At 59.7% G+C, this 18,428-nt stretch carries 22 protein-coding genes and 1 tRNA gene; 13 read left to right on the plus strand and 10 right to left on the minus strand.

What is annotated here, in order from left to right; genetic code table 11:
• Window positions 1–23 precede the first annotated feature (23 nt).
• The 9 genes from J2W17_RS28425 to J2W17_RS28465 all read left to right on the plus strand — a co-directional run bounded on the left by J2W17_RS28425 (window position 24) and on the right by J2W17_RS28465 (window position 9,720).
• On the plus strand, window positions 24–1,889 hold the full coding sequence (locus tag J2W17_RS28425; protein WP_307342756.1) for an IucA/IucC family protein: 1,866 nt from the start codon (window positions 24–26) through the stop codon (window positions 1,887–1,889).
• The gene (locus J2W17_RS28430) at window positions 1,883–2,656 is read left to right on the plus strand and encodes an HpcH/HpaI aldolase family protein (protein WP_307342759.1); all 774 of its coding nucleotides are present in this window, start codon (window positions 1,883–1,885) and stop codon (window positions 2,654–2,656) included. Before J2W17_RS28425 ends, J2W17_RS28430 begins: the two co-directional genes overlap by 7 nt.
• 4 nt (window positions 2,657–2,660) lie before the next feature.
• Complete coding sequence (locus J2W17_RS28435; protein ID WP_307342762.1) at window positions 2,661–4,508, plus strand: IucA/IucC family protein; 1,848 nt, start codon at window positions 2,661–2,663, stop codon at window positions 4,506–4,508.
• A complete protein-coding gene (locus J2W17_RS28440; RefSeq protein WP_307342765.1) occupies window positions 4,501–5,421 on the plus strand; it encodes an ABC transporter substrate-binding protein in 921 nt (306 codons plus the stop codon). Before J2W17_RS28435 ends, J2W17_RS28440 begins: the two co-directional genes overlap by 8 nt.
• Window positions 5,418–6,407: a FecCD family ABC transporter permease gene (locus tag J2W17_RS28445; protein ID WP_307342768.1), complete on the plus strand. Its 990-nt coding sequence runs from the start codon at window positions 5,418–5,420 to the stop codon at window positions 6,405–6,407. Before J2W17_RS28440 ends, J2W17_RS28445 begins: the two co-directional genes overlap by 4 nt.
• A complete protein-coding gene (locus J2W17_RS28450) occupies window positions 6,400–7,431 on the plus strand; it encodes a FecCD family ABC transporter permease (RefSeq protein ID WP_307342771.1) in 1,032 nt (343 codons plus the stop codon). Before J2W17_RS28445 ends, J2W17_RS28450 begins: the two co-directional genes overlap by 8 nt.
• A gap of 12 nt (window positions 7,432–7,443) precedes the next feature.
• A complete protein-coding gene (locus J2W17_RS28455) occupies window positions 7,444–8,235 on the plus strand; it encodes an ABC transporter ATP-binding protein (protein WP_307342773.1) in 792 nt (263 codons plus the stop codon).
• Window positions 8,232–9,017 (plus strand): IucA/IucC family C-terminal-domain containing protein, encoded by a 786-nt coding sequence (locus tag J2W17_RS28460; protein ID WP_307342775.1) that lies wholly within the window; start codon window positions 8,232–8,234, stop codon window positions 9,015–9,017. The genes J2W17_RS28455 and J2W17_RS28460 overlap by 4 nt, the downstream gene beginning before the upstream one ends.
• 70 nt (window positions 9,018–9,087) lie before the next feature.
• Window positions 9,088–9,720 (plus strand): RraA family protein, encoded by a 633-nt coding sequence (locus J2W17_RS28465; RefSeq protein ID WP_307342778.1) that lies wholly within the window; start codon window positions 9,088–9,090, stop codon window positions 9,718–9,720.
• A gap of 179 nt (window positions 9,721–9,899) precedes the next feature.
• Here J2W17_RS28465 and J2W17_RS28470 read toward each other — a convergent pair whose 3' ends face one another.
• Window positions 9,900–11,183 (minus strand): NAD(P)/FAD-dependent oxidoreductase, encoded by a 1,284-nt coding sequence (locus J2W17_RS28470; RefSeq protein ID WP_307342781.1) that lies wholly within the window; start codon window positions 11,181–11,183, stop codon window positions 9,900–9,902.
• 183 nt (window positions 11,184–11,366) lie between these two features.
• Between J2W17_RS28470 and J2W17_RS28475 the strand changes: the two genes are divergently transcribed.
• Window positions 11,367–11,443: transfer RNA gene (locus tag J2W17_RS28475), tRNA-Val, on the plus strand.
• A 214-nt stretch (window positions 11,444–11,657) separates the two neighbouring features.
• On the opposite strand, the gene J2W17_RS28480 is transcribed toward J2W17_RS28475, so the two are convergent.
• The 7 genes from J2W17_RS28480 to J2W17_RS28510 all read right to left on the minus strand — a co-directional run bounded on the left by J2W17_RS28480 (window position 11,658) and on the right by J2W17_RS28510 (window position 15,247).
• Window positions 11,658–11,870 (minus strand): hypothetical protein, encoded by a 213-nt coding sequence (locus J2W17_RS28480; protein ID WP_307342783.1) that lies wholly within the window; start codon window positions 11,868–11,870, stop codon window positions 11,658–11,660.
• 307 nt (window positions 11,871–12,177) lie between these two features.
• Window positions 12,178–12,366: a hypothetical protein gene (locus J2W17_RS28485; RefSeq protein WP_307342787.1), complete on the minus strand. Its 189-nt coding sequence runs from the start codon at window positions 12,364–12,366 to the stop codon at window positions 12,178–12,180.
• A 63-nt stretch (window positions 12,367–12,429) separates the two neighbouring features.
• On the minus strand, window positions 12,430–12,639 hold the full coding sequence (locus J2W17_RS28490) for a hypothetical protein (RefSeq protein ID WP_307342790.1): 210 nt from the start codon (window positions 12,637–12,639) through the stop codon (window positions 12,430–12,432).
• Window positions 12,640–12,888: 249 nt separating this feature from the next.
• A complete protein-coding gene (locus tag J2W17_RS28495) occupies window positions 12,889–13,419 on the minus strand; it encodes a hypothetical protein (protein WP_307342792.1) in 531 nt (176 codons plus the stop codon).
• A 424-nt stretch (window positions 13,420–13,843) separates the two neighbouring features.
• Window positions 13,844–14,404: a hypothetical protein gene (locus J2W17_RS28500; RefSeq protein ID WP_307342795.1), complete on the minus strand. Its 561-nt coding sequence runs from the start codon at window positions 14,402–14,404 to the stop codon at window positions 13,844–13,846.
• Between the two features lie 188 nt (window positions 14,405–14,592).
• Entirely contained in the window at window positions 14,593–14,895 is a 303-nt protein-coding gene (locus J2W17_RS28505) for a Fis family transcriptional regulator (protein WP_307342798.1), read from the minus strand.
• A gap of 10 nt (window positions 14,896–14,905) precedes the next feature.
• Window positions 14,906–15,247, minus strand: a complete 342-nt coding sequence (locus J2W17_RS28510) for a type II toxin-antitoxin system RelE/ParE family toxin (protein WP_307342801.1) — start codon at window positions 15,245–15,247, stop codon at window positions 14,906–14,908.
• A 404-nt stretch (window positions 15,248–15,651) separates the two neighbouring features.
• Here J2W17_RS28510 and J2W17_RS28515 point away from each other — a divergent pair, with 404 nt between their 5' ends.
• A complete protein-coding gene (locus tag J2W17_RS28515) occupies window positions 15,652–15,846 on the plus strand; it encodes a hypothetical protein (RefSeq protein WP_307342804.1) in 195 nt (64 codons plus the stop codon).
• Window positions 15,847–15,894: 48 nt separating this feature from the next.
• On the opposite strand, the gene J2W17_RS28520 is transcribed toward J2W17_RS28515, so the two are convergent.
• Complete coding sequence (locus tag J2W17_RS28520; protein ID WP_307342807.1) at window positions 15,895–16,647, minus strand: carbonic anhydrase; 753 nt, start codon at window positions 16,645–16,647, stop codon at window positions 15,895–15,897.
• A gap of 212 nt (window positions 16,648–16,859) precedes the next feature.
• Here J2W17_RS28520 and J2W17_RS28525 point away from each other — a divergent pair, with 212 nt between their 5' ends.
• A complete protein-coding gene (locus tag J2W17_RS28525) occupies window positions 16,860–17,315 on the plus strand; it encodes a DUF2214 family protein (RefSeq protein WP_307342810.1) in 456 nt (151 codons plus the stop codon).
• Window positions 17,316–17,534: 219 nt separating this feature from the next.
• Here J2W17_RS28525 and csrA read toward each other — a convergent pair whose 3' ends face one another.
• Window positions 17,535–17,726: a carbon storage regulator CsrA gene (gene csrA, locus J2W17_RS28530; protein ID WP_008028241.1), complete on the minus strand. Its 192-nt coding sequence runs from the start codon at window positions 17,724–17,726 to the stop codon at window positions 17,535–17,537.
• A gap of 250 nt (window positions 17,727–17,976) precedes the next feature.
• Here csrA and J2W17_RS28535 point away from each other — a divergent pair, with 250 nt between their 5' ends.
• Window positions 17,977–18,342 carry an SPOR domain-containing protein gene (locus J2W17_RS28535; protein WP_307342813.1) on the plus strand — a complete coding sequence of 122 codons (366 nt, stop codon included), beginning with the start codon at window positions 17,977–17,979 and terminating at the stop codon, window positions 18,340–18,342.
• Window positions 18,343–18,428 lie beyond the last annotated feature (86 nt).

Raw genomic sequence — 18,428 nt, forward strand, 5'->3', positions numbered from 1 at the left:
TTTTACCTACAAGGTTCGTGACTATGACGACTTCTGCACAGGCAACACACCAGGCGACGGACGCAGTGCCAGGCGTCTGGCTGGCGACGGCCGATCCCCGCCACTATCGACAAGTGGAACAGCGCGTGGTCGGTCAACTGCTGCAAACGCTGCTGTATGAAAACGTCCTGCCATTTCGCCAGTCGCCCCTGAAGGACGGCCAGCAGCGTTTCGTCGTCAGCGGCCTCGATGCCCGGCAACAGCCGGTGGAATACCGCTGCAACGGATTGCTCAGCGCCAGCTTCGCGCTGATCCGCCTCGACTATGCCAGCCTCGAACGTGTGGATGCCGCGGGCGAGCACCACCGGCCGCATCTGCATCAGGCCTTGGCGGAACTGCTGGGCGAACTTCAGGACAGCCCGCACCTGCCACGCTTCACCCATGAGCTGGAACAGACCCTGCTCAAGGACCTGCAATCGCGCAGCCAGGGTTATCAAGCGGCCCAACCCAGCCATCAGCTGGATGTCGATGCGCTGGAACAGCACTTCATGGACGCCCACAGCTATCACCCTTGCTACAAGTCGCGCATCGGTTTCTCGCTCAAGGACAACGCCCGTTTCGGGCCGGAATTTGCCGCGCCGATCGCCATTGTCTGGCTGGCGGTGGCCAAGACCTGCGGGGCGATGAACATCTCGCGGCACCTGGATTACCCCGCATTCATCCAGCAGGAATTCGGCCTGCAGCGCTGGCAGCAGCTCGCGGCGAATCTGCGTGATCAAGGCAAGTCCATGGACGATTACTGGCTGATGCCGGTGCACCCGTGGCAGTGGGAAAACGTCATCGTGCCGGTGTTCTATCCGGAACTGGTCAGCGGTGAAGTGATCCATCTGGGCACCACGGATGATCGCTATCAGGCACAGCAGTCGATCCGCACCCTGGCCAACGTCACGCAAAAACAGCGGCCGTACGTCAAGCTCGCCCTGAGCATGACCAACACCTCCAGCACCCGTATCCTGGCGCGGCACACGGTGATGAACGGCCCGATCATCACCGACTGGCTGCAACAGTTGATCGACAGCGACAGCACTGCCCGTGATCTTGGCTTTGTGATTCTCGGTGAGGTGGTCGGCGTCAGTTTTGACTACGATCACCTGCCCGCCACGCGGATGTCCCAGGCCTACGGCACCTTGGGCACCCTGTGGCGGGAGAGCATTCACCAGTACCTGCAAGACGACGAGCAGGCCGTGCCGTTCAATGGCTTGAGTTCGGTGGATAATCGCTACGCCTCGGGTCAGCAGAAACCGTTCATCGATGCCTGGATCGCGCAACACGGGCTGCAGGCCTGGACGCGCCAACTGTTGCAGGTGGCGGTGTTGCCGATCATCCACATGCTCTACGCCGAAGGCATCGGCATGGAATCCCATGGACAGAACATCGTCCTGATCGTCAAGCAGGGTTGGCCGCAACGCATTGCCCTGAAAGATTTCCACGACGGCGTGCGCTATTCACCGCAGCACCTGGGCCGCCCCGAGCTGTGCCCGACCCTGGTGCCGCTGCCCGCCAGCCACGCCAGGCTCAACCGCAACTCGTTCATCCTCACCGACGACCTGGATGCGGTGCGGGACTTTTCCTGTGACTCGTTCTTTTTCATTGCCCTGGCCGAGATGGCGATCTTCCTGCACCAGCACTACCAGCTGGAAGAAAGCCTGTTCTGGCAGATGACCGCTGAAGTGATCAGTGGCTACCAGGCCGACCATCCGCAACACCGTGCGCGTTATGCGGCGTTTGATGTGTTCGCGTCATTCTATGAAGTCGAGGAACTGACCAAGCGCCGCCTGCTGGGCGACGGCGAGCGTCGGTTCAAATCGGTGCCCAATCCGCTGCACGCCTTCCGGCCGCAATCATGCTGAGGACCAATCTGCTCAAGCAGAAGCTTGCGACCGGAGAGCCGGTCTATGGCCTGATCAGTTCGATTCCGGCCCCGGCCGCCATCGAATTGATTGCCGAGGCCGGTTTCGATTTCGTGATCATCGACATGGAGCACGTGCTGATCAATCCCGAAACCGTGGAGAACATGATCCGCACTGCCGAAAGTTACGCGCTGACACCCCTGGTGCGGGTGGCGGACCTCAACCCGAAAACCTTGCTGCGCCTGCTCGATGGCGGCGCCCAGGGCATCGTGCTGCCGATGATCGAAAGCGCCGAATCCCTGGCCGACAGCATCCGGGCCTGCAAGTACCACCCCCAGGGCACTCGCAGCCTGAATGCCGGGCGCCCCGGGGCGTTCGGCAAGCACAGCCTGGCCGAATACATCGGGCTGGCCAACCAGCAAATCATGGTGGTGGCGATGATCGAAAGCGCCGCAGGCGTGCGCCGGGCGGCCGAGATTGCCGCGGTGCCTGGCCTGGACATGATCCTCGAAGGCGCTGCGGACTTGTCGCAATCGCTGGGCACGCCCTGGCAGATCGACCGGCCCGAGGTGCAGCAGGCGCTGCTCGCCAGCTGGCAGGCCGCCAGTGCCGCCGGCGTGCCGTATTGCGCGATTCCCCGGCAGCCGGGCGACCACGAACGCTGGCTGGCCCGCGGGGTAAACAGTTTTGTTTTGGGTGATGAGCGTGGCATCGCTTTTCGTGCCCTCCAGGCCAGATTGGCCGCCACTTCAGCAGAAGGAAAATAATCGGATGAATTTCACCGCAATGGCCGCCGACAAAGTGATGCAGGACCTGGTCGACTGTCTGCTGGCCGAACATTTTTTCGGCACCGAACCGCTGAACCTGGTAGCGCCTTCGTCATCGGTAGAGCAACCATTTACCGGATTAAGCGCCGGGCAACGGATCTGGGAATGGCCCTGCGGTCCCCAGGGCTGCATCGTCATTGCCCTGCGTCCCGGCATCACCCAGCAATGGGAAAAAGTACCGGGCACGCCGGTATGGGCGCGACAGGATGAGCAACTGACCGAGCTGTCTCCCGAAGCCTTCACGACCCGGGTGCTGGCCGGGATGACCGAGCGCTACCCGGACAATGAAAAGGGCTTTGCCCTGTTTCTCGATGTGCTGCGCACCAGCGTGCGGCAAACCGGGTTGTCCCTGAGCCATGGGGTCGACAGCGAACGCTTGCTGGAAAAAGGCAACGCCGACTTCTTCCTGACCATGGAGCAGTGGGCGTCGCTGCGTGATCGTCCTTATCACCCGCTGGCCAAGGCCAAGCAGGGTTTGAACGACTATGAATACCAGCAGTATCAGGCCGAGTTCGCTCAACCGGTGGCCTTGCACTGGGTGGCGGTCGATCGCACCTTGCTGCAATGCGGCGACGGAGTGACGGACCTGGCGCAGAGCTATCCCGCGCAGTACCTGTTGCCGCCGCTGTTGCAGGCCGACTTGCAACAGGAGTTGCAACAGCGGGGCATTGCCCAGAGCCATGTCGCGCTGCCGGTGCATCCGTGGCAGTTCGAGCATGTTCTGCAGGCGCAGCTGGGCGATGCTTTTGCCCGCGGCGACTGTCAGCGACTGGACTTCAAGGACGGCGATTTTTTCGCCACCTCATCCTTGCGCTCGATGACGCCGTGCTTCAACAGCGCCGACTACCTCAAGCTGCCGATGGCGATCTATTCTCTGGGCGCTTCGCGTTACCTGCCTGCGGTGAAGATGATCAATGGCGGCCTGAGCGAAGCGTTGCTGCGTCAGGCGCTGGGCAAGGATGAGGTCCTGCAGGAGTCGCTGCACCTGTGCGATGAAACCAAGTGGTGGGCGTTCATGCCGCCGGACGCGACGCTGTTCGACGAGGCGCCGCGTCACCTCTCGGCCATGGTCCGTGGTTATCCACCGGCGCTGCTGGCAGATCCGGACACCCGGCTGGTGCCCATGGCGGCGCTCGGAACGCCACTGCCCGGCAGCAACCGGCACTTTTTCGATGACTGGATGGCTTACCGCCAAATGCCAGCCAGTGCCGCATCGGTGATGACCCTGTTCCGCGAACTGTGCCACAGCTTCTTCGACATCAACCTGCGGATGCTGCGCCTCGGCATGCTCGGGGAAATCCACGGCCAGAACGCGGTGCTGGTGTGGAAGGCCGGCTACGCCCAGGGTCTGCTGTTGCGCGATCACGATTCGTTGCGCATCTACGTGCCGTGGCTGGAACGCAACGACCTGGCCGACCCGGCCTACCGGCTGAAGAAGGGCCACGCCAACACCCTGTACCACGATCGCCCCGAAGACTTGCTGTTCTGGTTGCAGACCCTGGGTATTCAGGTCAACCTCCGCGCCATCATCGATACGCTGGCTGAGGTCTACGCATTGCCTGCGACCCGGTTGTGGAAAGCAATGGGCGAGGTGCTCAACGAGCTGATCGACACCATCGAGTTTGATGCCGAGACGCGAACCATGATCAAGCACCAGTTGTTCGAAGCGCCACACTGGCCACAGAAGTTGCTGCTGACCCCGATGATCGAGCGGGCGGGCGGCCCTGGCAGCATGCCGTTTGGCAAAGGCCAGGTGGTCAACCCGTTCCACAGGCTCGATCACGATGCCTGAACTGCGACATCATCCTTCCAGGCGCACGCTGCTGCGCCTGTCCCTGGGGGCGCTCGCCCTCAGGTGTTGCGCGCCGGCATGGGCCGAGACCGGCGCCACGCCGTTGCGGGTGATCACCCTGTTTCAGGGGGCCACCGACTGCGCCGTGGTCCTGGGCGTGACGCCCTGTGGCGTGGTGGATTCCTGGAGCGAGAAACCGACCTATCGCTATCTGCGCGAAGCATTGGGCGATGTGCCCCATGTCGGGCTGGAAACCCAACCGAGCCTCGAGGACATCGCGCTGCTCAAGCCGGACCTGATCGTGGCCTCGCGCTTTCGCCATGAACGCATCGCACCCTTGCTGAGACAGATCGCCCCGGTGCTGATGCTGGAGGAAGTGTTTGAATTCAAGAAGACCCTGGCCCTGATGGGCGCTGCATTGCAGCGGCAACAACAGGCCGACGACATGCTCGACCGCTGGCAGCAGCGTGTGGCGCAACTGCGTCAGCAATTGCAGCAGACCTTTGCCGGGCGCTGGCCGCCGACGGTGTCGATCCTGGATATCCGCGAAGACCACATCCGCAGCTATCTGCCTGCCAGCTTCCCCGGTTCGGTGCTCAGCGAACTGGGCTTCAACTGGAGTGACGGCAGCCGGGAGGCGAGCGGGGTGTCGATCAAGCTCACCAGCAAAGAGAGCCTTGGGGTGGTGAATGCCGACATCTTTTTTGTGTTTCTGCGGGCGCAGAACGCGGCGGTGCAACGCAACTACGAGAGCCTGGTGCGACACCCGCTGTGGCAGCAGATGCGTGCCCCGCAGCAAGGGCAGGTGTGGCAGGTCGATGGCATCGCCTGGAGTCTGTCGGGCGGCATGCTGGGGGCGAACCTGATGCTCGACGACGTGGCTCGCGTGGCTGCCGCGCAGGTGGCCTCATGAGTCCTGGTGCAAAGCTGTGCGGCGCCGGTGTCATGTTGTTGCTGTGCTGCGTGTTGAGCCTGGCGGTCGGTGCGACCTGGATTCCGCTGCCGCAGATTGCAGCGGCGTTTGTCCATCCCGACCCGCTGAGTATCGATCATGTGCTGGTGACCACCACGCGCCTGTCGCGGACCCTGATGGCGATTTCCGTCGGGGCCAGCCTGGCGGTGGCGGGCGCGCTGATGCAGGCCCTGACGCGTAATCCGCTGGCGTCCCCTGGCTTGTTCGGGATCAATGCCGGTGCGACCTTTTTTATCATCCTGTTTTCCTCGATCTTCTCCCTCGCGTCGCCGGATGCCTGGCTGTGGTGTGCCTTTCTTGGCGCTGCCGTGGCGGGCTGCCTGGTGTGGCTGATCGGCAACATGGGGCAGGGCAGTCTCAGTCCGCTACGCATCGTGCTGGCGGGGGCGGCGATGGCCGCGCTGTTCTCCGCCTTCAGCCAGGCGTTGCTGGTGGTCAACCAGGATGGCCTGGACACGGTGCTGTTCTGGATGGCCGGTTCCTTGACCGAACGCAGCCTGTCGACCGCGGCGCCCTTGTTGCTGTGCGCGGTGCTCGGCTTGTCGGGGGCGCTGTTGCTGGGCGGTCAGGTCAACGTACTGAACGCCGGGGAAGAGATTGCCACCGGGCTGGGCCAGCGCACCGGCCTGATCCGACTGCTGATGAGCGTGCTGGTGATCTGCCTGGCGGGCAGCGCCGTGGCACTGGCCGGCAGCATCGGTTTCATCGGCCTGCTGGTCCCGCACATGGTGCGCAAGGGCCTGTCCATCGACCATCGCTGGCTGTTGCCCGGTTGTGCGCTGCTGGGGGCGATTCTGCTGTTGTTGGCGGATACCCTGTCGCGGGTGTTGATCCTGCCGCAGGAGGTGCCGGTAGGGGTCATGACGGCGCTGTTCGGCGCGCCGTTCTTCATCATGCTGGCGCGGCGTGGAGGTCGTTATGGATAAAGTCATGACCTGGCGCTGGGGTGGCTATTCCCGGCAGATCAACCTCGGCACCTGGTGGCGCCTGGCGGCGGCGCTGCTGGTCACTTCGCTGGTGATGCTTGGCTCGCTGGCGCTGGGCAAGGTGATCCTGTCGCCCTTCGAGGTGCTGCGCATCCTGTTCTCCAGCCAGGACCCCAGCCTGACCCTGATCGTCGAGCAACTGCGCTTTCCGCGTATCGTGTTGGCAGCATTGGTGGGGGCGGCGTTATCGGTGTCCGGGCTGATCCTGCAAAGCATCATCCGCAACCCGCTGGCGTCGCCCGACCTGCTGGGCATCACCAGCGGTGCCAGCGCCGCCGCGGTGCTGTACCTGTCATTCCTGTCGGTGACCTTGGGGCAACAATTTCTGCCCTTGGCCGCGATGCTCGGGGCGGCGCTGGCGACTCTGACCATTTATCTGCTGGCCTGGAAGCAGGGCGCCTCGCCGCTGCGGCTGGTGCTGATCGGCGTCGGCGTCTCGGCGATGCTGACGGCGGCGACCACCTTCATTCTGGTGTTCAGTCCGCTGACCACCACCCTGTCGGCCTATGTCTGGTTGACCGGCAGCGTGTACGGCGCCAGTTGGCCCGAACCCCTGGCGCTGGCGGGCTGGCTGTTGGGCATTTGCCCGTTGCTGGTGCTGCTGGCCCGGCAGGTGAGGGTGCAACAGCTGGACGACAACCTGGCCCAGGGCATCGGCGTGCGCGTGCAGTGGCTGCGGGCGGGTCTGTTGCTGGTGAGTGTGGCATTGGCCGGTGCGGCCGTTGCCTGGGGTGGCGCGATCGCCTTTGTCGGGCTGATTGCGCCGCACATCGCCAAGCGCCTGGTGGCCCCCGGTTTCGCCGGTCAGGCGGTGATGGCGGCGCTGGTCGGGGCCAACCTGGTGATGCTGGCGGACCTGGCCGGGCGCACGCTGTTCCTGCCCCTGGACCTGCCGGCGGGGATTTTTGTCGCGGTCCTGGGCACGCCCTTTTTTCTCTATCTGTTGATTAAACAACGTCATTAAGGAACTTAACGCATGACGTCGATTGCAAGTCGCGGCCTGACCCTGAGCTATCAGCGCCAGGTGATTATTGACGCGCTGGACATGCAACTGCCCAAGGGCAAGATCTCGGTGCTGATCGGCAGTAACGGCTGCGGCAAAAGCACCCTGCTCAAATCCTTCGCCCGGCTGCTGAAACCGCAGCAGGGCTCGGTGATTCTCAACGGCGTGGATATCCAGCAAAAATCCACGGCGGCGGTGGCGCGTGAACTGGCCATCCTGCCCCAGACCCCGACGGCGCCGGAGGGCATTACCGTGCGCCAGCTCGTGGCCCTGGGTCGATACCCGTATCAGAGCTGGATGCAGCAGTGGTCGGTGGAGGATGAAGCCATGGTCAATCGCGCGCTGGAGCAGACCAGCCTGCAGGCGCTGGCCGATCGACCGGTGGATGCCTTGTCCGGCGGGCAGCGCCAGCGGGCGTGGATCGCCATGACCCTGGCCCAGGACACCGGCATCGTGTTGCTGGACGAGCCGACCACCTTTCTCGACCTGGCGCACCAGATCGAAGTCCTGGACCTGCTGCGCGACCTCAACCGGCTCGAGAACAAAACCATCATCATGGTGCTGCACGATCTCAACCTGGCCTGTCGTTATGCCGATCATATGGTCGCGGTGCATGAGCGTACGGCGTTTGCCCAGGGCCGGCCCGAGGACGTCTTGACCCAGGACTTGGTCAAGACCGTGTTCGACCTCAATTGTCGAATCATTCCCGACCCGTTCTTTGGTACGCCGATGTGCATCCCGTTCGGTCGGGAACTGCCGCAATGAGTCTGGCTGGCTACTTCAGTGCGCAAGAGTGGAACGTGCTTGGCGGCGGCTTGCGTCTTAAGGACTTCGGCGAGCGTGATCCGTTACGCTCGCTGATGGCCCGGGACTTGTTGCAGGAGGAGGTGTGCGAGCAACTGCTGGATACCTTGGGCCCGGTGATCGGCTCGCCATCCCGGGCGATCACTGCCTCGTTGCTGGGCAAGCGCCTGTCGTTTCTGGCGACGGGTGCCTGTTTGTATGCGATGTCGGTGTATGACAAGGGGTTGCTGCTGTCACTGGATAACACGGTGATCGAGTACGGCCACGATGACGGGTTGTGGACGTCGTCGCTGCCGCTGGCTCACGCTTTGCCCTCGACCTATGGACCCGGTGAGCGGGAGGCCTGGCGCGAAGCCCTGGTGCAGGCGCTGTTTGCCGGGCTGTTGAAACCACTGTGGCAAACCTTCAACCGGGTCACGGGTGTCTCCCGACGCATCCTCTGGGAGAACAGCGCCGTGCGCGTGTATTCGTTGTATGAAAAACGCATGGCGAAAATCGACGAGCCGTCGGTGCGTGAACGCTATGAAGCGGACTTCACATGGTTGCTGACCGAGGCAGAGCCTTCACTGTTCGGCCTCGACTACAACCCACTGAGCCATTTCCGCCGACCGCCGACACTGGTGGACGAAGGGCAGCGCAGCATTCGCTTTCGCCGCACCTGCTGCTTCTACTACCTGGCCACCGAGCCGGCTGAATATTGCTCGACTTGCCCATTGCTGCGTCCGGGGAAGAAATGCCGATGAGTTCAGATACCCCGTGCCAGCAGCTCGTCAGCCGGGAGCTGCCAGACCCGTCCATTGCCAAGCCCGGGGAATGCCGATGAGCTATCAAATCAGTCCTCGCCAGCCAGTCGTCAGCCAGGAACTACTCGCCGCCTACCGGTCGATCCCGTCGTCCACCATTGGTCATTTTTCCGACCGCGGCTTCCTGCGCGGGATCAAGCCGTTGTTCAACGACATCCGCATGGTCGGCCAGGTCGTCACCGTCAAAGTCTTCCCGCCCGATGGCAGCATCTTGCGTGAGGCCCTGTTGTTGAGCGAGCCGGGCGACGTGCTGGTGATCGAATGCGTGGGCGACGAGGAATGTGGTTGCTGGGGCGAGCTGCGCACCTTGGCGGGATTGATCAAAGGCCTGGCCGGGGTGGTGGTGTCGGGTGCCGTCACCGACGTCAGCGCCTTGCGTCGCCATGGCTTGCCGGTGTTTTGCCGCGACGTCAGTGCCTACACCACCCGAGGCATTGGCGCACAGGGTGAAGTCAATCACACGATCACTGTAGGTGGCGCTCGAGTACAGCCGGGCGACCTGGCCATCGGTGACGATGACGGTGTCTTCATCCTCGATCCCGGCCGGGCCGCCGAGCTTCTGCCCGAGCTATTACTCAAAGAGGAAACGGACCAGAAGCGCCGAGCTGAATTCCTGCAGCGCCTCCATGCCCGTCCAGCATAAGTCGGCAAATCGCCGTTGCCCTTGTAGGAGCTGGCTTGTCGGATCGCCGCACCGCAGCGAAAGCGGCCTCAAGCCTTGCAGCGCCCATGCAGACGCCTTCGCCGGCAAGCCGGCTCCTACAGGGGGGGCGTGTCACAATTCGGCGGGGTCGCATCGAGCAGCGTTTTTACCTCGGGCGCTCAGAACCCGAACTTGTCGCGCAACCCGTAATACCACGCACCCAACGCCGCAAACGGCGTCCGCAGCATCTGCCCACCGGGAAACGGATAATGCGGCAGGTCGGCAAAAGCGTCGAAGCGCTCCGCCTGGCCACGCAACGCCTCGGCCAGGACCTTGCCCGCCAGGTGCGTATAGGTCACGCCATGGCCGCTACAGCCCTGGGAATAGTAGATGTTGTCCCCCAGGCGCCCGACCTGAGGCAGGCGCGACAACGTCAGCAGGAAATTGCCGGTCCAGGCGTAATCGATCTTCACGTCCTTGAGCTGCGGGAAAGCCTTGAGCATTTTAGGCCGGATGATCGCTTCGATGTTCGCCGGATCCCGCGCGCCATACACCACGCCACCACCGAAAATCAGACGCTTGTCGCCACTGAGGCGGTAATAGTCGAGCAGGTAATTGCAGTCTTCAACGCAATAATCCTGAGGCAGCAGCGCTCTCGCCAACTCCTCGCCCAACGGCTCGGTGGTGATCACCTGGGTTCCGCAAGGCATCGACTTGGCGGCCAGCTCCGGCACCAGATTACCCAGATAGGCATTGCCGGCAACGATGATGAATTTCGCCCTGACCTTGCCCTGTGGCGTATGCACCACCGGGTTCGCCCCGCGCTCGATGCGCACCGCCGGCGACTGCTCATAAAGGGTGCCGCCCAACGACTCGACGGCCGCTGCTTCGCCCAGCGCCAGGTTCAGCGGATGAATGTGCCCGCCGCTCATGTCGAGCATGCCGCCGATGTATTGATCGCAGGCCACCACTTCACGGATCCGGCGTTGATCCATCAGCTCCAGCTGGGTGTGACCGAAACGCTCCCACAGCCTCTTCTGGGATTCCAGGTGGTCCATCTGCTTGGCGGTGATCGCCGCGAACACACCGCCATCCTTCAGGTCGCACTGGATATTATATTTGGCAACCCGCTCGCGAATGATCCGCCCGCCCTCGAACGCCATCTGCCCCAGTAACTGAGCCTGCTTGGGCCCGACACTGCGCTCGATCACATCGATGTCACGGCTATAACTGTTGACGATCTGCCCGCCATTACGCCCCGACGCGCCAAAACCTACTTTGGCCGCTTCCAGGACCGTTACCCGAAAACCGTTCTCCAGCAGAAACAGGGCAGAGGACAGACCGGTATAACCGGCACCGATCACACAGACATCAGTCTCCACATCATCCTGCAGGGCCGGGCGCGGCGGAACTGCATTGGCCGAAGCGGCATAGTAAGACTCGGGGTAGGGTGTGTGCGCCATCCTGCAGCCTCTGTTTAATATATTTTACGAGTGCATCGATCCTACCCGAGTTAAAAATCGACCGCCAGCCACCGCAAACGCTTCTTTGCAGCAGCAAAATTAAATATTTTGCATATTCATAGGGTTAGCTCGAAAAAAGGTGTTGACACCCCTCCGGAATTCCGTAGAATGCCGCCACACAGCAGGCACGTAGCTCAGTTGGTTAGAGCACCACCTTGACATGGTGGGGGTCGTTGGTTCGAGTCCAATCGCGCCTACCAAACAAAATCCGCTCTGCTGGGCGGTCTAGAAGGGCTCACCGAAAGGTGGGCCCTTTTTTGTGGTCGATTCAAAAATCTCATCGGCGCTGAGGATTGATTCGATTGAGGGGCGCGGGGGGCGGGCACCGTGTCAGTCCGTGCCTTTCGCCTTCAGGCGTCGCTTGGACGATCTTGCTTGATATGTCCACGTACTCAGCAATCGAGGACCAGGCTGTCACCGATCATTCAGCAGTTCGGCGACCCCGCGCGTGATGAATTCCAGGTTCTCATCGAGTTTGGTCAGGGAGTTTCGAATCCTGACGGCATGCTCGGTGGGGCCGTGCAGCTGCTCGATCCAGATGGAGAGCGCTTCGACGGACTCCGCAATGGCGAGCTGGTTTTCGCTGAGCGTGAATATCAGCGAAGGTACGAGGTCGTGGGTGGGCATGGCTGATTCCTCCTTTGCGTGAGGAAAGCGTAGCAGGCGAAAAAACCGCTTGTGAGCGGCTTCAAATGAAGTTTGTGACATCAACACCCCACGCTTTCCGTTTAATGAACAGGGGCAAGTCAGGAACAAGAAAGCCCGCACAAGGCGGGCTTTCCATACACGTGGCCAAATCCGTTTGGCTGAGTGCATTGTGCATGGCAGGTGTGGCAAGTTCATGACAGGTTGCCGGATTGTGCGGCGATGCAATCTGTAGTCCGCACGACCCTCACCGCCTTCACTGCGTAAGCTGTCGGTTTGGTCCATCACTTCAGCCGGCCATCGCGATTCTCAGTGCTACCGCAGCTTCAAGCAGCTTGTTCGCCTGGCTCGTGACAGCAGTTGCCAACGGATCATTTCCGGCGTCTTTCAACATGGCTGCCAAATCGAGCAGCTTCCCTACCTCGATTTCAATGACGCGAACGGATTCGGTTATCTGGTATTGAAGTGAGTGTGCCATGCCATAAGCCCTCGTTCCGGATCGGCCGGGACTACCGTGTGCGAGATAGACCGCTGTACCGCTTCAATGAAGCGTCTTGACCCTGCGACTTTCGCCGATCCTGATCCGGTCCAGCGCCCGATTCAGAGAATCCAGGGCATCAAGGAGGGCTTTTGCCTCGGTTTCCCGACCCTCTCCCCAAAGTCGTTCAGCCATTTTGTTCAGGGCCTGGATGGATCTCTCTATTTCAGCAGAGGTTGCGGTACGGGTGTCTGTGGGCTGTTTCTTGGTCATTGTAAGCATTCTGCAGTGCCCGCACGGAAAAAGGGGCCACGAAAAAAGGGGAGGGTTATTTTCCAGAAAAGAAACGGATAAATTAATCCGTCTCGTCGTTTTTGCCCACCTTTCGGTGGGTGCTTATTTGTTGGCTTGAATTTATGCAGAGCCTTCAAAAAATATCGGGTAGGTTCACGCTGGCCAATGTGAACGCCTGAAGCGTCCTGTCCCTGGCTGCGATTCTTCCTCGATAGCCCGTCTTTCCCGCTATTGAATAATTGCTATTGATCCTCCACCTCCGCCTATGGTGCCACCGCCACCGCCACCGCCACCGCCACCGCCACCTACAGTTCCAGATCCGCCTCCAGATCCTCCGCCGGTTCCTGTTCCCGATCCCGATCCCGTTCCTGCCTGGGACGCTCCTGATGTGGAACCGAGGGTCGATGTGCTGGCAGCATCCCCATCAGAATCATCGTCATCGCGGGTGTTGGCGTAACCGCCGGCAATGGCAAATTCTTTAACCAGGAGGTCATAACTAACGATAGCGGCCATATTTTTGCCTTGGTAGCCTACACCCACGGGGAGCCCAAACATTGGGGTTACGGCAAAGGGATAGTAACTAACACCTGCCGATGCAATGCCGCTATTTTCATCCCGGGTGGACGTGGCTTGAAGTGTAAAGCCTATACCAGTATTTGCGCCAAAGGCATAAGTCAATCCAGCAAAAACCCCAATATCAGCGTGTGCAAGCGGTGCCGCACAAGAGATAAGTGCGGCAGCTAAAATATTTTTTTTCATTTTTATTACCCCAAGGAAGCTCTGGAAAAGTCCTCTTTCTCGCAGCCCACAGAAAGCAATAACGCATGAGTTATGAAGTTGTTATTTTTAGATCGGCTCCTTCCAGCCGGAAGGGGTTTTTCCAGGGCCCCAAAGTCGTTGCGACATGAGGTGAGCTTAGGCTTGGAAGGGGGACTTTCAAGACCGTTCGTCGGCAGATTTTTTGCGAGAGGTGGCGCGCTTTGGTGGGCCCCCGTTGCTGGTGCTGGATCGGCTGAACCTTGATGAACACGTGCTCCCTGCGAAAAAAGGAGACGGGTTTATTATCCGAAAAGGAACGGAATAATAGACCTGAGAATCACCTGGTCAGCCTCCCCTCTCTCACAGAGGAGGGAGCTGCCCAATGCTTCTCAGATTTGCGCGGGAGAGGGTATTGGAAAGAGTCTCAGTTCTTTAACGAAACTTGTTTGGCTTCGATTTTTAGGTCACTGAGGCGCTTGAGCATTGCAGTGATGTTTACTCGGGCGGATCCCTCATTGGCCAAGCGTAGTCGTTTGATTCCTATCACCGAATCACCCATTCCAGCAGTGAAAGGGGTCCGGATAATTTCACGCAAAACCACCTTGTTGGTGCTCGATTCGATCAAGGTATATTCAACTTCGCTGGTCACTTCAAAATCCAGTCCGAATATCGGCTGGTCAACGCGCAGCAGGTTGGCGCGCAGAGCATAAGGGGCGGACTCGTTGCCAAGCAAATCAGCATTGGCGAGGGATTGTTTGAGTGCGGCGCCGAAGTCAGGGGCGTCGATTTCCGAAGTCCACAAAGGGTTGGTTTTATCTCCACCATTCACCTCGGAAAGCTGGACATTATTTCGCAGCCGGGAATCATAGGTGTTTGACTTGGCTTGATCAGTTGTTACTGACATGCCGGAAATTTGAGCGGGCGAGGCACAACCCGTGCAAAGAGCAATCAGGGCTGACGCTAAAAACAAGCGAAGGTAGGTCATTCGACAAATCCTTTTGATTGTAAAAGTAACGGAGGGATCGCGGACGGTAGCACTATGCCGGTCTTTCAGCTAGTTACACATGCTGCGGTGTTGCGAGAAAAAAGGAGACAGGTTTATGTTCTAAAAAGGAATGGAATAATAAATCCATCTCCTTTTTAGCTAGTCATCTCTACATAATCGCTTTCCAGTTATGCGTGATGTTCTTTGTGCTCAGGGACGAGGCGAACCTCTACGCGCTGCCCCAATGCGCGGGCGGCGCTGGCCAATGTGGCCAGCGTCATGCCTGAGTCATTCTGGTCAAGTGCTCGATCCACCGCAGTGCGACTGGTATGCATCCGCTCCGCGAGCGTTTTCTTGCTGACGCGTTGCAGCTTCATCGCCTCGGCTATCTGCCAAGAGATGACACGCTTGAGTGCGGCTGCGGAGACTTCCTCGACAAGGCCTTGCTCGGCGAGGAAGTCGTCAAAGTCAGAACCGATATTTTTATTCATGCGCTGTGCCTCATAGTCTTGCTTTGCGCTGCTTGGCAGTGGCCATGTCAGACGCTGGTGTTTTTTGGCTCTTCTTGACGAATCCGTGGAGCAGAACCATGTCGGAGCCCACTACGGTGAAGAGCACACGGGCGATAGTGTCTCCGAGTTCAATCCTGACCTCCCATAGCCCGGTATCCAGCTTGCGAACGACTGGCATGCCTACCGGCCAGCCAAGCTGAACGGTTTTGATGTCGGTCCCGATCATTCGCCTATGATCGCGGGGCAGGTCTGACAGCCATTCGCGTACCGGCTCGTTCCCGGCGTCCGTACGGAAGAAACGTACTTTGAGCACTGGTTCGATTGCAATCATGAGTGTACCAAAATAGGTGCATTGCGCAACTTAAGCGTTACTGGAGATTCGTACAGGCAGCAAAAGCTTCGTCAGGAGGCTCCTGATGCTCAATTTTCATGAGGAAGCGCATCACCCTGGCGGGCGCCGAGTTTGTCGTACATAACCTTTCCTATTCAGCAAAAACGAAAGGAGACAGACAATGGCGATGATGATGATGTGGAGTCGCAATCAGGCGGTTCTGAAGTGGCTGTGAGAAACTTCCGAGGTGAGCATTAAACCGATCATTTATCAGCGTTGCGTAATTGCCGTTCATAAAGCTATCGAAGCCGACCCTTTTACCGGTCGGATTCTTGTATGGGAGCACGGTTTGTCGGTCATTCGGGCGTAAACTACCCAGGCTACCTCATCAAAAGGAGCCGCATATGTCCGCCGACCAAATGAACAAACAGGCCGCTGATAGCCGAACTGTCTGGGATCAGTACTTCTGCGCTGCGTTGATAGCAGAAAGCAACCTGACGGCACCCGTTGTCGGAGGTGCTACGCACGAGGACAGGCAGAACCTGTTGATTGAAAGGGCCAAAGCCCTCGCCGACAAGATGATGGAAAACCGAAAATAACCGGAGCCCGGCCGTCGCGCTGGGCTCGTTCCGTTTGGCCTGTCCGGCTCAGGTGATCAAGTCTACTTTGCCAGTCGCCAGACGATAGACGCCGCCCACTATCTTCAACGTGCCCTTGCTCAGCGCATCGGTCAGCAAGGGCGAGGCATGTTTCAGGCGCTCCACCGAGTCTTTGACGTTTTGCGCGGTGGCGTTTTCGATAAGGCTTCCGGGTTGAGTGAGCACTTTCTCCACGGAGGGTTTAAGTGCATCAGTCAGTTTCGGGATGTGGCCGGGAAATACGGTGCGATCCTTGACTGCTTTGATGCCTGCACCGATGGCGCCGCAGCTTTCGTGGCCGAGCACGAGGATCAAGGGTGCGCCGAGCACCGCGACGGCGTATTCGAGACTCGCCAGGCCCTCGTCCGTGACAAAGTTGCCTGCGACACGTATGGCAAAAAGGTCGCCTCGGGCGGTGTCGAACGCGTACTCGGGGGCGATGCGGGAGTCGGAACAACCCAATACCGCCACGAACGGGTTCTGGCCGGAAACCAGGGCTTCTCGTTCATCCTTGAAGTCATGGGTCGTGGAAGTGCCGGCAACATAGCGTTGATTGCCTTCCATCAGTCTTTGCAGGGCATGGTCGGGGCTGATCGAGTTTTGCGGTTTGGGAGGCGGGGCGGTTTTCTCTGCAGCCTGGGCAACCTTGTCCGGCAGTGCGCCGGCCAGTAGCAGGGCGCCTGCGCCCAGTCCGGCAAGTTGAAGAAACCTGCGGCGACCATTCGCGTTTTGCGTGGCGTTTGAATCACATGATTCACACATGATTTTGAATACTCGGGTTTGGGGTGGGAACGACTTTGTTATCAAGGCTGGTGCCGCGACGGGCTGCCAGCGTTTGGGGGGGGAAGTCTAGCCGCGATCCGCCTGAAAATTGACGCTTTGAGTGTTTGAATATATTGCTGCGCGATGCGCTCCCTCGTTTCATGCGCTACTACTGACAGGTCGATTCATTTCGTCCTGACAGGAGTATTTCGATGCTGGCTCAATGGATTTTGGCGGCGGTTCATCTCTTGGCGTTCGCCTTGGGCTTCTGGGCGGTGCTCACCCGGGGCACGGCGCTTCGGCGCCTGGCTGGCGGGACGGTGGAGGCGCGCAGTGTCTTGGTCGCGGACAATCTGTGGGGTATCTCCGCCGCCATCCTGTTGATTACCGGTGGGATGCGAGCCTTTGGCGGCTACGAGAAGGGCACTGATTATTACCTTCACCAGCCGTTGTTCCACCTCAAAATGACACTTTTCGTGGTTATTCTGTTGCTGGAGATCGCACCGATGGTGGCGCTGATCAAATGGCGGAGAGCGTTAGCGCGGGGCGCGGTGATTGATACCGGGCGTGCGCGGCTGTTTGCACGGATCAGTCATATCGAAGCGATGCTGGTGTTGCTGATGGTGGTGGCGGCCACGGGCATGGCGCGGGGCGTGACCTTTGGTTAGGCGAAGGCCAGGGCGCTCTTGTTCGGGTTGATCCCAAGGCGTCTGGATTTCAGGGGTGAAGCTTGGCCGCAGGTCGGCTTCACGTTCTCGACTGCATCGCCCATAAGTGCCATGGTCATCGAGAAGGGGTGTGAAAAAATTAAAGTCGATGCAATGCATGAATCTCTAGCCAGCCATGGTTCCGGGGGTGAACGGGCTGGCTACCGACTACAGCAGGATTCAGGACTGCGGCTTGTCCGGGGCGGTCAGGCCAGCCTGGATGCGCTGGTAAATTTCTTCGCGGTGTACGGCAACGTCTTTCGGAGCGTTGATGCCGATCCGGACTTGCTGGCCGCTAACGCCCAGGATGGTGATCGTAATGTCATCACCAATGTTTATGCTTTCACCGACTTTGCGGGTGAGTATCAGCATGGTCTTCTCCTTGATTGCTTTGTGGGGCACCTGATTCGGACAGTGCAGAGGTCGGTGGTCTATATAGATTAGTGCGAAGTCTCACAGTTTGGGTGCCTCTTTCTGACGCGCAGATGCTGCATTAATTCCCAAGGCGTAACTATACAGAGGCCGCAACCATGATTCTCGTTGTTTTGAGTCGAATTTGCGGCACTCGGCACGTATTCATGGATGTTAAAATCTGCGCTTTAGGCATTCAGAGGGACGCGTTGTGCGCAAAATGATCTTGGTAGTCGCGGTACTGGCACTGGCGGGATGCGGTGAGGGCAAGCGCCCTGACGTGCCAAAGCCGCAGACAGCGGCGGCGACTGCACCTTCGGTGGCCGCTGCACCCCAATGGGATCTGGAAGTGCGAGGTGAAATAACCCAGGCTGTCAGCGACCTCAGTGGCTGGTTGATCGAGCACAGTTTCGTTTCCAGTGTCGTCAAGGAAAATGGCAAGACGCGGATTCTGCTCGGACCATTCAATTCCAGAGCCGAAGCCGAGGCCAAACAGGCCGAAGTGGCGGCGGCGCTCACCCGGGCGAAGAAACAGAACATTGAGTTGCTGGTCGTCGAGCACACGGCTCCTTTGTAGGAGCCAGCTTGCTGCGGGCGGCGTTCCGACGATGGTCGCAAGGGCGACGCGTTTATTCAGACGATACGCATCATCGTTGTCGTCCA

This window comes from Pseudomonas lini (assembly GCF_030812475.1).
GTDB lineage: Bacteria > Pseudomonadota > Gammaproteobacteria > Pseudomonadales > Pseudomonadaceae > Aquipseudomonas > Aquipseudomonas lini_A.

What these genes read in the sequence shown, in the direction of transcription:
- J2W17_RS28425 (WP_307342756.1), top strand. Translation starts at nt 24, where the DNA reads ATGACGACTTCTGCACAGGCAACACACCAGGCGACGGACGCAGTGCCA.
- J2W17_RS28430 (WP_307342759.1), top strand. Translation starts at nt 1,883, where the DNA reads ATGCTGAGGACCAATCTGCTCAAGCAGAAGCTTGCGACCGGAGAGCCG.
- J2W17_RS28435 (WP_307342762.1), top strand. Translation starts at nt 2,661, where the DNA reads ATGAATTTCACCGCAATGGCCGCCGACAAAGTGATGCAGGACCTGGTC.
- J2W17_RS28440 (WP_307342765.1), top strand. Translation starts at nt 4,501, where the DNA reads ATGCCTGAACTGCGACATCATCCTTCCAGGCGCACGCTGCTGCGCCTG.
- J2W17_RS28445 (WP_307342768.1), top strand. Translation starts at nt 5,418, where the DNA reads ATGAGTCCTGGTGCAAAGCTGTGCGGCGCCGGTGTCATGTTGTTGCTG.
- J2W17_RS28450 (WP_307342771.1), top strand. Translation starts at nt 6,400, where the DNA reads ATGGATAAAGTCATGACCTGGCGCTGGGGTGGCTATTCCCGGCAGATC.
- J2W17_RS28455 (WP_307342773.1), top strand. Translation starts at nt 7,444, where the DNA reads ATGACGTCGATTGCAAGTCGCGGCCTGACCCTGAGCTATCAGCGCCAG.
- J2W17_RS28460 (WP_307342775.1), top strand. Translation starts at nt 8,232, where the DNA reads ATGAGTCTGGCTGGCTACTTCAGTGCGCAAGAGTGGAACGTGCTTGGC.
- J2W17_RS28465 (WP_307342778.1), top strand. Translation starts at nt 9,088, where the DNA reads ATGCCGATGAGCTATCAAATCAGTCCTCGCCAGCCAGTCGTCAGCCAG.
- J2W17_RS28470 (WP_307342781.1), bottom strand. Translation starts at nt 11,183, where the DNA reads ATGGCGCACACACCCTACCCCGAGTCTTACTATGCCGCTTCGGCCAAT.
- J2W17_RS28480 (WP_307342783.1), bottom strand. Translation starts at nt 11,870, where the DNA reads ATGCCCACCCACGACCTCGTACCTTCGCTGATATTCACGCTCAGCGAA.
- J2W17_RS28485 (WP_307342787.1), bottom strand. Translation starts at nt 12,366, where the DNA reads ATGGCACACTCACTTCAATACCAGATAACCGAATCCGTTCGCGTCATT.
- J2W17_RS28490 (WP_307342790.1), bottom strand. Translation starts at nt 12,639, where the DNA reads ATGACCAAGAAACAGCCCACAGACACCCGTACCGCAACCTCTGCTGAA.
- J2W17_RS28495 (WP_307342792.1), bottom strand. Translation starts at nt 13,419, where the DNA reads ATGAAAAAAAATATTTTAGCTGCCGCACTTATCTCTTGTGCGGCACCG.
- J2W17_RS28500 (WP_307342795.1), bottom strand. Translation starts at nt 14,404, where the DNA reads ATGACCTACCTTCGCTTGTTTTTAGCGTCAGCCCTGATTGCTCTTTGC.
- J2W17_RS28505 (WP_307342798.1), bottom strand. Translation starts at nt 14,895, where the DNA reads ATGAATAAAAATATCGGTTCTGACTTTGACGACTTCCTCGCCGAGCAA.
- J2W17_RS28510 (WP_307342801.1), bottom strand. Translation starts at nt 15,247, where the DNA reads ATGATTGCAATCGAACCAGTGCTCAAAGTACGTTTCTTCCGTACGGAC.
- J2W17_RS28515 (WP_307342804.1), top strand. Translation starts at nt 15,652, where the DNA reads ATGTCCGCCGACCAAATGAACAAACAGGCCGCTGATAGCCGAACTGTC.
- J2W17_RS28520 (WP_307342807.1), bottom strand. Translation starts at nt 16,647, where the DNA reads ATGTGTGAATCATGTGATTCAAACGCCACGCAAAACGCGAATGGTCGC.
- J2W17_RS28525 (WP_307342810.1), top strand. Translation starts at nt 16,860, where the DNA reads ATGCTGGCTCAATGGATTTTGGCGGCGGTTCATCTCTTGGCGTTCGCC.
- csrA (WP_008028241.1), bottom strand. Translation starts at nt 17,726, where the DNA reads ATGCTGATACTCACCCGCAAAGTCGGTGAAAGCATAAACATTGGTGAT.